At 63.1% G+C, this 13604-nt stretch carries 13 protein-coding genes; 6 read left to right on the top strand and 7 right to left on the bottom strand.

The features are described 5' to 3' along the window. Positions 1-43: 43 nt before the first annotated feature. Together KY084_RS10110 and KY084_RS10115 are read left to right on the top strand one after the other, a co-directional pair. Entirely contained in the window at positions 44-982 is a 939-nt protein-coding gene (locus KY084_RS10110; protein ID WP_219238334.1) for an ABC transporter ATP-binding protein, read from the top strand. After that, positions 979-1755: an ABC transporter permease gene (locus KY084_RS10115; protein WP_219238335.1), complete on the top strand. Its 777-nt coding sequence runs from the start codon at positions 979-981 to the stop codon at positions 1753-1755. The genes KY084_RS10110 and KY084_RS10115 overlap by 4 nt, the downstream gene beginning before the upstream one ends. On the opposite strand, the gene KY084_RS10120 is transcribed toward KY084_RS10115, so the two are convergent. The 5 genes from KY084_RS10120 to KY084_RS10140 all read right to left on the bottom strand — a co-directional run bounded on the left by KY084_RS10120 (position 1745) and on the right by KY084_RS10140 (position 6556). Beyond that, positions 1745-2482 (bottom strand): CPBP family intramembrane glutamic endopeptidase, encoded by a 738-nt coding sequence (locus tag KY084_RS10120; protein ID WP_219238336.1) that lies wholly within the window; start codon positions 2480-2482, stop codon positions 1745-1747. The genes KY084_RS10115 and KY084_RS10120 overlap by 11 nt on opposite strands. Continuing rightward, a complete protein-coding gene (glpX, locus tag KY084_RS10125; protein ID WP_219238337.1) occupies positions 2479-3447 on the bottom strand; it encodes a class II fructose-bisphosphatase in 969 nt (322 codons plus the stop codon). The genes KY084_RS10120 and glpX overlap by 4 nt, the downstream gene beginning before the upstream one ends. Positions 3448-3521: 74 nt before the next feature. Continuing rightward, on the bottom strand, positions 3522-4814 hold the full coding sequence (locus KY084_RS10130) for a homoserine dehydrogenase (RefSeq protein WP_219238338.1): 1293 nt from the start codon (positions 4812-4814) through the stop codon (positions 3522-3524). Positions 4815-5003: 189 nt separating this feature from the next. After that, positions 5004-5957: an isopenicillin N synthase family dioxygenase gene (locus tag KY084_RS10135; RefSeq protein ID WP_219238339.1), complete on the bottom strand. Its 954-nt coding sequence runs from the start codon at positions 5955-5957 to the stop codon at positions 5004-5006. A gap of 77 nt (positions 5958-6034) precedes the next feature. Further along, the gene (locus KY084_RS10140) at positions 6035-6556 is read right to left on the bottom strand and encodes a hypothetical protein (protein WP_219238340.1); all 522 of its coding nucleotides are present in this window, start codon (positions 6554-6556) and stop codon (positions 6035-6037) included. Positions 6557-6669: 113 nt separating this feature from the next. Here KY084_RS10140 and KY084_RS10145 point away from each other — a divergent pair, with 113 nt between their 5' ends. The 4 genes from KY084_RS10145 to KY084_RS10160 all read left to right on the top strand — a co-directional run bounded on the left by KY084_RS10145 (position 6670) and on the right by KY084_RS10160 (position 9979). Next, positions 6670-7902 (top strand): multidrug effflux MFS transporter, encoded by a 1233-nt coding sequence (locus KY084_RS10145; RefSeq protein ID WP_219238341.1) that lies wholly within the window; start codon positions 6670-6672, stop codon positions 7900-7902. Between the two features lie 80 nt (positions 7903-7982). Next, entirely contained in the window at positions 7983-8324 is a 342-nt protein-coding gene (locus KY084_RS10150) for a DNA primase (protein ID WP_219238342.1), read from the top strand. A 109-nt stretch (positions 8325-8433) separates the two neighbouring features. Beyond that, the gene (locus KY084_RS10155) at positions 8434-9084 is read left to right on the top strand and encodes a hypothetical protein (RefSeq protein WP_219238343.1); all 651 of its coding nucleotides are present in this window, start codon (positions 8434-8436) and stop codon (positions 9082-9084) included. An 82-nt stretch (positions 9085-9166) separates the two neighbouring features. Further along, positions 9167-9979, top strand: coding sequence for an MliC family protein (locus KY084_RS10160; protein ID WP_219238344.1), 813 nt, complete (start codon positions 9167-9169; stop codon positions 9977-9979). A 67-nt stretch (positions 9980-10046) separates the two neighbouring features. Here KY084_RS10160 and KY084_RS10165 read toward each other — a convergent pair whose 3' ends face one another. Beyond that, positions 10047-10406, bottom strand: a complete 360-nt coding sequence (locus tag KY084_RS10165; RefSeq protein ID WP_343227997.1) for a glycine zipper 2TM domain-containing protein — start codon at positions 10404-10406, stop codon at positions 10047-10049. A 519-nt stretch (positions 10407-10925) separates the two neighbouring features. Then, on the bottom strand, positions 10926-13601 hold the full coding sequence (ppc, locus tag KY084_RS10170) for a phosphoenolpyruvate carboxylase (RefSeq protein ID WP_219238345.1): 2676 nt from the start codon (positions 13599-13601) through the stop codon (positions 10926-10928). Positions 13602-13604 lie beyond the last annotated feature (3 nt).

Below are 13604 nucleotides of genomic sequence, written 5' to 3' on the forward strand. Positions count from 1 at the left end.
CCTACCTTACCGGTTCCGTTTCCTCCCGCCGGAGCGCACCCCCATGGACACCATCCTTTCGCTTGCCGGTGTCGGCAAGACCTACAAATCCGGCCATCAGGCGCTGCGTTCGGTCGATCTGAACATTCGCCGTGGGGAAATTTTCGCGCTGCTCGGCCCCAATGGCGCGGGCAAGACGACGCTGATCGGCATTGTGTGCGGCACCATTTCGCCGACCAGCGGCACGATCACCGTCGACGGGCATGACGCGGTGCGCGACTATCGCCCCGCGCGCGCAAAGCTGGGCCTCGTCCCGCAGGAACTGTCGACGGACCAGTTCACCTCCGTCCGCCATACGATGGAATTCAGCCGCGGCCTGTTCGGTCGCGCGCCCGATCGCGCCTATATCGACCAGTTGCTGAAAGACCTGGCGCTGTGGGACAAGCGCGACAACAAGCTGCGCGAACTGTCCGGCGGCATGAAGCGGCGCGTGCTGATCGGCAAGGCGCTGGCGCACGAACCCGACATCCTGTTTCTCGACGAACCCAGTGCTGGCGTCGATGTATCGCTGCGCCGCGACATGTGGCGGCTGATCGCTCGGCTGCGCGAACGCGGCACCACGATCATCCTCACCACCCATTATATCGAGGAAGCAGAGGAGATGGCCGACCGGGTGGGCGTCATATCGAAGGGCGAATTGCTGCTGGTCGAGGAAAAACAGGCATTGATGAAAAAGCTGGGCAAACGCGAAATGGACATCCTGCTGGTCGAACCGCTTGCCGCCATCCCGCCCGAACTGTCCGAATGGGATTTGTCGCTTGAGGAAGAAGGCCACAGCCTGCGCTATGCCTTTGACGCGCAGGCGGAGCATACCGGCATCCCGTCGCTGCTGCGCAAGCTTCCCGAACTGGGGATTGCGTTCAAGGATCTGGAAACGCGCAAAAGCAGCCTGGAGGATATTTTCGTCGGACTGGTGTCCGATCAGCGGGAGCAGGCGGCATGAGCGTGGGCGCGTTTAACGGCCATGGCGTCTGGGCCATCTATAAATTCGAAATGGCGCGCGCGCTTCGCACGATCTGGCAATCCGTCGCGACCCCGGTAATCACCACATCGCTGTATTTCATCGTGTTCGGCGGTGCGATCGGCAGCCGTATGCAGCAGGTAGGCGGCGTCGATTACGGCAGCTTCATCGTACCAGGGCTGATCATGCTGACGCTGCTGACGCAAAGCATCGCCAATGCCTCGATCGGCATCTATTTTCCCAAATTCACCGGCACGATCTATGAATTGCTTTCCGCACCGGTTTCGGCGCTGGAAACCGTGATCGGCTTTGTCGGCGCGGCGGCCACCAAATCGCTGGTGATCGGCCTGATCATCCTTGGCACGTCAACGCTGTTCGTCGATCTTCATGTCGATCATCCGGCGGCGATGATCGCATTCCTGCTGTTAACCGCGCTGACGTTCAGCATGTTCGGGTTCATCATCGGGATATGGGCCGACGGGTTCGAACAGCTCAACATCGTGCCCGCGCTGCTGGTGACGCCGCTCACCTTTCTGGGCGGCGCATTCTATTCGATCGACATGCTGCCCGAACCGTGGCGCACGGTCAGCCTGTTCAATCCGGTCGTCTATCTGGTGAGCGGGTTCCGCTGGAGCTTTTTCGGCCAGGGCGATGTCAGCATCGGGGTGAGCCTGGGCTTTATCGGTGCGCTGCTGCTGCTGTGCCTCGGCGCGATCACCTGGATCTTCAGGACGGGCTACCGGCTCAAGCCCTGATGCCGAGAACGAACGGGCGGATCACCAGCCCGTTCAGATCGACCGCGGCGTGGAGCAGCATCGTCATCCACAGGCTGCCCGTCATCCAGTAAAAGCCGGTGAAGACCAGCGCCAGCGCGGTCGATCCGATCATACCGATCGCACCCTGATAGCGATGGGCGAGCACGAACAGCAGCGCCGACAGGACAAAGCCGAGCAGCGCCGATCCGCTGACCAAGGCGATAAGCAACGGAAGCAGGAGGCGGAAGAACAGCTCTTCGCTCACCCCCGCCGCCAGCGCCACGGCAGCGGCGGCGGGCAGGTCACCTCGCTTTCCCGGCAGGACCGCGCGCAGATTGCCCATCATCCATGGCGCACGACCGCGCCTGCGCCGCCATTGCGCCATTAGCGCGCCCAGCAACGCCCCGCCGAACAGGCCGCCAGCGACCGTCAGCAGAAAGGCAGTATCGCGGGCGAGGCCGCCTGGCACCAAGCCCAGCGTGCCAGCCGCCACGGCGAATATATCGGGCATCGCGAACAGCGCCTCGCCCCGACCGAGGATCGCGAGAATGACCAGCGCCGGCGCGATGAACAACACCGCGCTCTTCACAACCCAGAAGCGATAGAGCGCACGCCGCCCGCGCGCGCTCACCCCGAACCGGTCGGCAAGACGGCCCTTCAGGAACAGCCAGTAACAGCCGAGCGCGGCGAAGAGCAGCAGCCAGTCGAGCACCGGCGAACGCGTCAATCGATCCGGTGTTCGCCCTTCACCCAGCGAACGGTGCCCGAACTGGCGCGCATGACGACGCTGTCGGTGGTCATCTTGCCATGCACGCGCTTCACCCCTTCGAGCAGCGACCCGTCGGTCACGCCGGTCGCCGCAAAGATGCAATCGCCGCGCGCCAGATCGTCGAGCGTATAGACGCGGTCGAGATCATCGATTCCCCATTTGCGCGCGCGTTCGCGCTCATCATCATTGCGGAACAGCAGCCGACCCTGAAACTGCCCGCCGACGCAGCGCAACGCGGCGCAGGCGAGTACGCCTTCGGGCGCGCCGCCGATGCCCATATAGATATCGATCGTGGTGTCGGGATCGGTGGTGGCGATCACGCCTGCGACATCGCCATCGGGGATCAGTACGATGCCGCACCCGATTTCGCGCAGTTCGGCAACGATCTTTTCATGCCGCGGCCGATCGAGAACGCACGCGATGATCTCGTTGGGCTTCACGCCCTTCGCCTTTGCCAGCGAACGGACATTCTCGCCCGGCGATTTGGCAAGGTCGATCACACTGTCGGGATAGCCCGGCCCGACCGCGATCTTTTCCATGTAGACGTCAGGCGCATTGAGCAGGCAGCCCGCTTCCGCCGCCGCCAGTACGGCCAGCGCGTTCGGCCCCGCCTTGGCGGTGATCGTGGTGCCCTCCAGCGGGTCGAGCGCGATGTCGATCTTCGGTCCCTTGTCAGGTGCGCCCCCGACCTTTTCGCCAATATACAGCATCGGCGCCTCATCGCGCTCGCCTTCCCCGATCACGACCGTGCCGTCGATATACAGCGTGTCGAACGCTTCGCGCATCGCGCCGACCGCAGCCGCGTCGGCGGCCTTTTCATCGCCGCGTCCGACCAAGCTTGACGCCGCGATCGCCGCCGCTTCGGTGACTCGCACCATTTCAAGGACGAGAACGCGATCGAGAATCTTGCTCGGGGACGTCATGAACCTGGCACCTCTTCCGGTTGACTGCTCATCCGGCGATAAGCGAGCGGCATGACGTTGTCGAGGCAGCACGCCTATTCGCCCAGAATATGCATCCACATCGCATCGCCGATCAGGCTGGAAGAGCCGCTCAACGTTTTCAGCGCCTGCGCGACGCATCGTTCCGGCCCGTTATGCGTGACGATGACGACCATCACGCTGCCGTCGACCGCCGCGCCGCGCTGAATCAGGCTTTCGATCGAAACGCCAGCATCGCGCATCGCCGCCGCGATCTCGGCAAGCACGCCGACCTTGTCGACCACATTCAGCCGGACATAGGCGCGCCCCGTGCGTTCGCCGCTGTCGGCGCGCCGCTGATCGGCGAGCGATTCGGCGGGCATTGCGTAGGGCGGCCCGAATTCACCGCGCGCAATGTCGATCAGGTCGGCCACGACCGCGCTCGCCGTCGGGCCGTCGCCCGCGCCAGCGCCCTGAAAGAACAGTCGGCCGACATAATTGCCCTCCGCCACCACGGCGTTAAGCGAATCCTGCACATGCGCGAGCGGATGGCGCATCGGCACCAGATAGGGGTGGACACGCTGGAACAGCCCGCTTTCGTCCGCTTCAGCAATGCCGACCAGCCGGATGCGATAGCCCAGCGCCGCGGCCTCGGCGATGTCGGCGGCGATGACGTGGCGCACCCCGCCGATCGCGACATCATCGAAACTGGGCCGCGTGCCAAAGGCCAGGCTGGCGAGGATCGACAGCTTATGTGCGGCATCGACGCCGTCAATGTCGAACCCCGGATCGGCTTCGGCATAGCCCAGCGCCTGCGCCTCGGCGAGAACCGCGTCGAAATCGCTGCCTTCGCTTTCCATCTTTGACAGGATGTAATTGCAGGTGCCGTTAAGGATGCCGTAGACGCGCGCGATTTCGTTCGCCGCCGCGCCTTCGCGCAACCCCTTGATGACCGGCACGCCGCCAGCGACTGCCGCTTCGAACTTCATCGCCGCATGCTGCGCCTCCGCCTGCCGCGCGAGTTCCAGGCCGTGATGCGCGATCATCGCCTTGTTGGCGGTGACGAACCCCTTGCCCGCTTCCAGCGCGGCGCGCGCCAGCGCCAGTGCAGGGCCGTCCGATCCGCCGACGAGTTCGAGGACGACATCGGCGCGCGGATGCTGCGCCAGTTCGACCGGATCGTCGACCCAGTCGAACCCCGATATATCAATGCCGCGATCCTTTGCCCGGTCGCGCGCAGAAACCGCGACCACCTCGATCGGGCGGCCCGCGCGGCGGGTAATCAGCGGGCCGTTCGATTCGAGCAGGCGAATGACGCCCGCTCCCACGGTTCCCAGCCCAGCAATCGCCACGCGCAATGGTTCGCTCATCAGCTACTCCCGATCGGTTTCCCACAGGCCGCTGGTCACCAATGCAGTCGAAGGGCGCGTGTCTCCCTGACGCGAACGAGCAGGAACGGCGCTTCGACCGCCCCGGCACCAGCGGCGGTTACCGGCCGCTGTAGCGGGACGATGCCTGTCGAAACAAGCGCGCGGGGGCGAAAGAATACTTTGCCGCGATCAAGCCTTGATCAGGCCGATTTCGACCAGCCGTTCGTGCAGATAGTCATGCGCGGTGATCGGATCAGGATAGCGGTCGGGATTTTCCTCGCTTTTACAGGACGGCAGCGTCTTGATCAGGAAATCGGGTGCTGGATGCAGGAAAAACGGCATCGAATAGCGCGATTGCCCGCGCCGTTCGGCCGGGGGATTAACCACCCGGTGGGTGGTCGATGGCAGGACATGGTTGGTCAGCCGCTGAAGCATGTCGCCGACATTGACGGCGAGCGCGCCTTCCGGCGGCTTGACGGGCAGCCAGCGCCCGTCGCGGTCGAGCAGCTCCAGCCCCGCTTCCTCCGCCCCCAGCAGCAGCGTGATGAGGTTGATATCTTCATGCGCGCCCGCGCGGACATTGGGCGCGTCCTCCGCGATCGGCGGATAGTGCAGCAGGCGCAGGATCGAATTGCCGTCCTTGATCGCACTGTCGAACCAGTTCGGCTCCAGCGCCAGATAGCGCGCGATCGCGCTGAGCAGGCGGCTGCCGGTATCCTCGAACGCAGCGAACAGCGTGGTAAAGGTTTCGCGAAAGCCCTCCGGCCGGTCGGGCCAGATATTGTCGGGCATGTCGGCGGCATAGGGATGCCCCTTCGCCAAATCACGACCGACATGCCAGAATTCCTTCAGGTCGACATGCTCCGCACCCTTGGCGATTTCGGTCTTGAACGGGGTATAGCCGCGCTGGCCCGCGCCGCCTTCGACGAAATAGCGGCGCTTTTCATCCTCGGGCAGCGCAAACAATGCTTCGGTCTGCGTCCAGGCACGATCGATCAGCGCTGGATCGATGCCGTGATCCTTTACCAGCGCGAAGCCATATCGTTTGAACGAATCGCCAAACGCCTGCGCAAATCCGTCGGGATCGCTCTGCGCCTGTTTCAGCGAAACGAGGGGGACTTCGGCAATCGAGGTATCAAGCATCGCAACGGCCTTTGGCAAAATTAAAAAAATCCTGCCACCCCAGATAAGGGTTTGCGCGCCCGAGTAACAGACGCGCCTTATCCGCGGATGTCGAGCTCACCATGCGTTCGGCCCGCCGCCGCCTGCGACAGCCGCAGGTCGAACCGGTCGCCGTCGCTGGTCGTGCCGGTGATGCGATCGCCGTCCTGACGGAAGTCGAAGCCGCGATTTTCGAATTTTCCGGTGAACCAGTCGCGGACAGTCGCAACCGGTGCGGGGCTGGTGAAACCGATATGCACCAGCCCCTTTTTCTCGTTGAGCGCGCCTGCGCTGGCATCGATATTCATGCTGTCGACCGACGAGCCGGGATACAGATTGACGCCATCAAGGTCGAAATCGTCCGAATCGAGCTGAATCCTGGGAAGTTTCACCTTGCCTTCAAACCCTGGCAGTTTGAGCGACATCTGCCCGCTATTGCCGTCCGCCCGCGCGATGGTGGTCTGACCGTTGTCATTCGAACTGCGGATCGCAATCGACGTGCCGTTTCCGCCCTCGCCGCTGCCATCGCCCCCGCACGCGGCGAGCAGACCGAGCGCGGGCAGGATGATCAAAGCGCGCATGTTAAACCGCTCCTTCGTGTGTTATTTACATAAGTCACTACCACGCCACTCGACATGGTCAAGCGAAAGCTGCGTGACGCGGACGCAAACTTCGTTCATGGGCGCGGTCAGCCATGGAACACCGGACCCAGCCCGCCCCCGATGCGCCGCCCATCGCGCTGCCCGAATTCGTCGCGCTCGTCGCGGCGATGATGGCGCTGACCGCGCTCGGCATCGATTCGATGCTGCCAGCGCTGCCCGCGATCGGCGCGACGCTGAACGTGGCGCAGGAAAATGACCGGCAGTTCGTCATCACCGCCTTCCTGCTCGGCTTTGCCGTCGCCCAGCTTGCGCATGGCCCGCTTTCCGATCGCTTCGGCCGCCGCCCCGTGCTCGCCTGCGGCCTGATCGCCTATGCGATTACCAACATCGTCGTCGCGCTGTCGGGCAGCTTCGCGCTGCTGCTGATCGGCAGGTTCGCCGCCGGAACGGCGGTAGCGGCCGCACGGGTCGTCACCATCGCGCTGGTGCGCGACTGTTTTTCCGGCCGGGCGATGGCGCGGGTGATGAGCCTCGCCTTCATCGTGTTCATGGCGGCTCCGGTGCTTGCCCCCAGCTTCGGCGAACTGGTGCTGCTGTTCGCGAACTGGCGCTTCATTTTCGGCGGCGTTGCGCTGGTCAGCCTGATCATCACGATCTGGTTCGTGCTTCGCATGCCCGAAACCTTACCCCCCGAAAAACGCCTGCCGCTCAGCCTCAGACGCCTGTTCGCCGGCTATCGCTTCATGCTCGCCGACCGCTATGCCGTGGGCTACACGCTTGCCGCGGCGCTGCTGACGGGGGGATTGTTCGGCTTTATCGGATCGGTTCAGCAGATCGTGTTCGAGGTGCTTCGCGTGCCGCATCTGCTCGTCGTCATCTTCGCCTCTATCGCAGGCACGATGGCGGTCGGGTCCTATTTCAATTCACGCATCGTCATGCATTTCGGCACCCGGCTGATCTCGCATTCGGCGCTGACCGGGTTTTTCCTGATTTCGGCGGTTCACCTGGCAGTCGCCTGGACAGGGCACGAAAATATCTGGACCTTCGCCGGGTTGCAGGCGCTGGCCATGGCGTGCTTCGGGCTGGCATCCTCCAATTTCTCGTCGATGGCGATGGAGCATATGGGAGAGATCGCAGGCACGGCGTCCAGTCTGCAGGGATTTACCGCGACGATGGGCGGGGCGTTGATCGGCGCTGCGATCGGACAGCAATATGATGGCTCGACCGTTCCGCTCTACACCGGATTCCTGATCACCAGCGGCCTTGCCTTTGTGGTCATTCTTGTCGCCGAGCGCGGCAGGCTGTTCCGTCCGGCCGAGCAATAACGGGAACGCTGTCGGTGCCTTCGCCGTTCAAGCGGGTGACAGCGATGTTGCTGCCGTACGAGACGGAAAAGAGGCATATCATGGGCGGCCACAGAGTACCCGAACAAGGCCCCGAGGACGATGGCTATGACGAGCGCGGCTATGATGAAAGCCAGCGCGCCGAGATATTGGAAACGACGCGCGGCGGCCCGCGCGACGGGTCGCTGGTCACCGATCTCGACCCCGATCGCAAAACCGCCTTCGAGGACGAAGAGGATGAGGACGCCATCGACATGACCGATGACGATATCGGCGATGTCGACGAACGACGGCGACAAACCCGCGCCGATCGCGATGAGGACGAGGCGCAGGACGACTGGGATGCCGGTCGCACCGGCGATGCAGGCCGCACCGATTCGGAAAGCGAAGCGATGAAGCCCTGACCTGGTCGGGCAAGTACCATCCTTTGCGCCGCAGAACCGCGCCGCACCGGGAACAGCCCGGCGCGGTGCGGCGTTTTTGCATGACCGGTTGACTGAAGGAGTTTGCGCCTTGCCCCCGATATCCGCCCGTTCGACGCTGTTTCTCGCGCTGCCCGCGCTGCTGCTTGCCGGATGCGAGGTGCGCGACGCCCCCGCCGACAATGCGCAGGGAAATTCCGATCCGTCCGCGGCGAACGACAGCGTCACGTTGACCGAAAACGTTATCGCGCCGGCCGACATGAACGCGCTGCCCCCGGCCGAGGTCAATGCCGTGGGGCCGTCGAACGTGGACGATTCGGCGCTGATCAATGCGCAGATGCCTGAACCCGCCGCCGGCAATCAGGGCACGAGCACCGCTGCAGCCGCACGATCGGCGGTGCAACGCTATTATGCGCTGATCAGCGCTGCGGATTACGACCATGCCCGCGCATTATGGGATGATGACGGCCAGGCGGCCCAGCGGAGCGCCGATGAATTCGCCCGTCGGTTCGATCGATATTCAAGCTATCAGGCGGATATCGGAGAGGCAGGGGCCGTGCGCAGTGAAAAGAATGATCGCTATGTCACCGTGCCGGTCACGCTGCACGGCACGCTGCGCGATGGAGCGAGCGCGTTTCGCACCAAGGCGAAGGTCATTTTGCACCGTAAAAGCGGTTCGGGCGATACGGCCGGCTGGCGGATTGCGCGAATCGAAACGCCGCAGGGTGCGACCGGGGGCTGACGCCTTGCCGATGCTTTCGTCCCCCCCTGCTTTCACGTAAGCTGGCTTGGCGACGACGCGCGCAATCAGGAAGGGGCAGCTTTTGTCGAAACCATTGCTGACGCTTACCACCGCCGCCCTGTTGTGCGGATGCGGGTCGGGCGGCACCGCTAATGATACTCAGCCGGTCGACGATGCTCAGGCGACGGCAACTCCCCTGCCGGTAGCGACGCCGTCTCCCACGCTTCGGAACGATGCGGAAGTCGCTGCTTCCCCATCGGGTGCGCAAGCCGTGAAGGTTCTGCAACGCTACTATGTTGCGATCGTCTCCGGCGATTATACGAAAGCCTATGGATTGTGGGACAATAACGGTGCGGCGTCAGGAATGAATGCCCGACAGTTCGCGTCCGCTTTCGAACCATATTCGGCGTACCGCGCTGATATCGGCGAACCGAGCGATGTGAAGATGCAGGGCAGCGACCGCTTCGTCGATGTGCCGATCATCCTCACTGGCACACGGTCCGACAGCGGCGCTTTCCGGAAAGAAGGGCGTGCGCGCCTCCACCAGACGGCAAGCGAAAGCGGTGCCACGAGGGATGCAGGCGAGTCCGACTGGCGAATAGCGTCAATCGACTTTGCTGCGTCACCAGCGGCGAACGCCACGCCGGTCGCAGCGCAAACCGCCGTCACGCGCACGCTAGACTGTATCGACGGGAGCAGCTTCACGGCGCGCTTCGATCCGCAGGACCGGAGCGTCACAATCAGCCAACAGGGAAGAAAAATCGCCACACTTGCCGGCCGGGACGTTGCCTCCGGCGTCTATTATCGCGGTGACGATTATGTTCTGCTCGGCAAGGGCGACCGGGTCACCTTTTCACAGCCCGATAAAGCGCCGGTGCCCTGCCACGCATCGTAAAAAAACGGCGGCCCGCGCGGGACCGCCGTTTTCCTGTAACACGCCGTGGGAGCGCGCTCCGCTTATCCTAGCGGCAGGTGACGTTGCCGCGATCGATTTCACGTCCAAGCAGGCCGCCGGCCGCGCCGCCCAGAACGGTGGTAAGCAACGTTGAATCGCCGCTTCCCAGCTGATTGCCGAGCACGCCGCCCAGCGCGGCTCCGATGATCAGGCCGGTGGTCCCATCGGAATGTTTGCAATAATAGCGACCATTGTCGCCGCGATAGATCCGGGTATTGCGCGTGACCCGCGTCGCCCGATGCCCGGCCTTATAATGCTTTTCCGGCTGATAATGATGATGCCCTTGGCTATGATGGCTCTGCGCCAGAACCGGCATTGCGGGAACGGTGAGGGCGGCGGCGGCCATCCCGAGAATTACATTGCGCACCAGAAATCTCCTATGCAGTTGACGCAGGGTAAAACCGTCGCGGAACCCAACCGTTGCATGAACCAAAAACAACGTTTCGTTCAGTCAACGAACGCGATGTGAGGAACGCGTCTACCGGCTTGTTTTGGACGGAAAATCGCTGTGCTGATCGATGGTATTAAAATATCCGATATTGCAAAAATGCCGGAGTTGAAGGTTATGCGCTGCACGTCTGGCGCGCTTGCCGGCCATGGCAGTGGCGGATCGTATATGGAAGCGACGCCGCCATCGTCGCGTCCTGTCACGCTGCGACCCACGCGGCGCCGTGTCGATCAGTTGCAGGAAGCGTAGTTGATGCCGCCAGCCGAAATCGTATCAGCCAGCGCCTCATCGCGCTTATCAAAGGGGCGGCGACCGGGCAGCGCCTTCATCACGCCATCGGCATGCGGCAGCAGACGATGGGCGCGCGCCCATCGTCTGCTTCTTATCCAAAGCAGGAAAACAACCGAACCGTGTTATTTTCGCATTACGCCCGCGCCGCTAGCCCGAATTTCGCAACGCGGTCGCGATCGCATTGATCGAGAGCAGGATGCCCTCACCGATGCGATCATCTTCCTCACCCGCGCGATGGCGCTTCAGCAGTTCGATCTGCAACAGGTTAAGCGGTTCGATATAGGGCAGGCGCAGCCGGATAGAGGTTTCCAGCGCGGGATGTTTTTCCAGCAATCGCGTCTGCCGCGTGACGTTAAGCAACCCGGCCTGCGTCAATTCCCATCCGTCACGGATGCGCCCGAAGATAGTGTCGCGGGTCGTGTCGTCCTCGACCAGCTGGGCATAGCGCGCGGCGATGCCCATATCGGACTTGGCGAGCACCATTTCCATGTTTTCCAGCGTCGCGGTGAACAGCGGCCATGCCTCCGCCATTTCCCGCAGCAGGCCCTTGTCCTCGAACCGGTCGATCGCCTGGCCCACCCCGTACCATCCGGGCAGCATGACGCGAGCCTGCGCCCAGGAAAAGACCCATGGAATAGCGCGCAAATCCTCGATCGCGTCGGACTTTTTGCGACTTGCCGGACGCGATCCGATCTTCAGCCCTGAAATCTCGGTAATCGGGGTCATCTGGCGAAAAAATTGCCGGAAACCATCGGTGTTGTAGACCAGCTCGCGATAGGTGCCGAACGCGGTGTCCGAAAGCTGGTCCATTGCACCCGCGAAGCGTTCGTAATCTGCATCGCTCAACCGTTCGGGCTCGAGGCTGGCAAGCAGCGTGGCGGACGTTATCGCCTCCAGATTGGTCTTGGCGCTCGCCTCGGTTCCGTATTTTGCGGCGATCACCTCCCCCTGTTCGGTGATGCGGATGCGCCCGTTGACCGTTCCGGGCGGCTGCGCCTTGATCGCGGAGAAAGCCGAACCGCCACCGCGCCCGACCGCGCCGCCGCGACCATGGAACAGTTGTATCCCGATGCCTGCTTCATCGAACACCGGCGCCAGCGCCGCCGATCCACGCGCAAGCTGCCAGGTCGAGGTCAGATACCCGCCATCCTTGTTCGAATCGGAATAGCCGATCATGACTTCCTGATGGCCGCGTGCCTGTGCGATCGCCGAAATTTCGGGAAGGTTGAAATAGGCGCGCATGACGTCCGGCGCGGCTTCCAGATCGGCGACGGTTTCGAACAGCGGAACCGCCATGACATGCGCGCGCGGCGGATCGCCGGGAAGGTAGAGGCCCGCCTCCTTCAGCAGAAGATTTACCTCCAGCAGGTCGGAGACCGAGGTCGCCATCGAGATGACATATTGGGTGATGCAGCCGCGGCCATAGGTCGCATGCGCGTTCGCCGCTGCGTGAAGAATATCCAGTTCGCCGCGCGTCTCTTCCGAATATTCGGCATAGGGGCTCGTTAGCGGGCGCACGCTCGCCAGTTCCCGGCGCAGCAGGGTGACACGCGCAGCTTCGTCCAGCGCGATATAATCCGCCTCCACCCCGGCAGATTTCAGCAATTCGGCCACCACGCGTTCATGCACCGCGCTGTTCTGACGCATGTCGAGCGTGGCAAGGTGGAAACCGAAGGTTTCGACCGCCCGGATCAGCCGACCCAGCGCACCACCCGAGGTAAGCGAGCGGCTGCCATTGGCGGACAGCCCCCGTGCGAGCGTGACCAGATCGGCGCGAAGGTCCGCCGGATCGGCATAGGGTTCGCCGGTAAGCTGCGACGGGCGCGGCGGCTTCTTCCCCGCCAGCTTTTCATGCGTTGCCGACAGCCGCGCGTAAATGCCGCCGATTGCGCGGCGATAGGGTTCGTCCTCCCGGCTTTCGGCGGTGTCGCCGCTCGCCTCTGCTAGCGCCAGAACACCATCGTCCACCGGCACCTGCTTGGTGGATATCGACAGTTCGGCACCCAGCGAATGCAGCGCATCCAGATAAAAGACGATCACCGTTTCCGCCGCGCGCGCCATGGCGTAGCGAAGCGAATCGGCGGTTACGAACGGATTGCCATCGCGGTCGCCGCCGATCCAGCTTCCCGGTTTCAGGAAAGCGGGCACCCGCTCGCCCAGCGCACGGTCCCAGCGTGCATACAGAGCGGGCAGAACCGGCAGGAACACGTCGCGCAGATAGGACAGCGCGGTTTCCACTTCGTCCGTGACGAACAGGCGTTCGTTGCGAAGCACGCGGGTTTGCCACAGCAGCGCGATCTGGCGCAGAATGGCGTCGTCGACCCGGTCGCCTTCGGGCGTTTCCTCTTCGCCGGCATCGCGCATCGCCATCAGTTCGGCGATCCGGTTCTTGTGGTCGATCATGCTCTTGCGCCGCACCTCGGTCGGGTGCGCGGTGAGCACGGGAACGATCAGCGAAGAACCGAGCAGTCCCATGACGGTATCGCGGTCGATGCCGTCCGACTGCAGCTTTTTCAGCGCATGCGCGACATCGGCATCCTGCTCCGACGAAACGCCCTGTCGGTCCTCGGCAAGATTGGCAAGCATCGAAAACAGCATGAACCCGCGCGTGAAATCCAGCGTCTCATCAAGCGAAAGCCGGTCGAGACCCGGATCGATCGCGTCCGCGCCTGCGATGCCGCGATGCCGGTCAACCGATGTCGAGCGGATATATTCGATTCGTTTGAAAAGCGCTTCGCCGCCATAGTCTCTGATGACGTCGCCCAGCACGCGGCCGAGAAAGCGGATGTCGGGATTGTTCGTTATCGCGGGTAAACTTGCCATAGG

Source organism: Stakelama flava (assembly GCF_019351405.1).
Taxonomy (GTDB): Bacteria; Pseudomonadota; Alphaproteobacteria; order Sphingomonadales; family Sphingomonadaceae; genus Sphingomonas; species Sphingomonas flava_A.

Excerpts from the sequence above, each read along its gene's own strand:
- KY084_RS10110 (WP_219238334.1), top strand. The coding sequence starts at position 44 with ATGGACACCATCCTTTCGCTTGCCGGTGTCGGCAAGACCTACAAATCC.
- KY084_RS10115 (WP_219238335.1), top strand. The coding sequence starts at position 979 with ATGAGCGTGGGCGCGTTTAACGGCCATGGCGTCTGGGCCATCTATAAA.
- glpX (WP_219238337.1), bottom strand. The coding sequence starts at position 3,447 with ATGACGTCCCCGAGCAAGATTCTCGATCGCGTTCTCGTCCTTGAAATG.
- KY084_RS10130 (WP_219238338.1), bottom strand. The coding sequence starts at position 4,814 with ATGAGCGAACCATTGCGCGTGGCGATTGCTGGGCTGGGAACCGTGGGA.
- KY084_RS10135 (WP_219238339.1), bottom strand. The coding sequence starts at position 5,957 with ATGCTTGATACCTCGATTGCCGAAGTCCCCCTCGTTTCGCTGAAACAG.
- KY084_RS10140 (WP_219238340.1), bottom strand. The coding sequence starts at position 6,556 with ATGCGCGCTTTGATCATCCTGCCCGCGCTCGGTCTGCTCGCCGCGTGC.
- KY084_RS10145 (WP_219238341.1), top strand. The coding sequence starts at position 6,670 with ATGGAACACCGGACCCAGCCCGCCCCCGATGCGCCGCCCATCGCGCTG.
- KY084_RS10150 (WP_219238342.1), top strand. The coding sequence starts at position 7,983 with ATGGGCGGCCACAGAGTACCCGAACAAGGCCCCGAGGACGATGGCTAT.
- ppc (WP_219238345.1), bottom strand. The coding sequence starts at position 13,601 with ATGGCAAGTTTACCCGCGATAACGAACAATCCCGACATCCGCTTTCTC.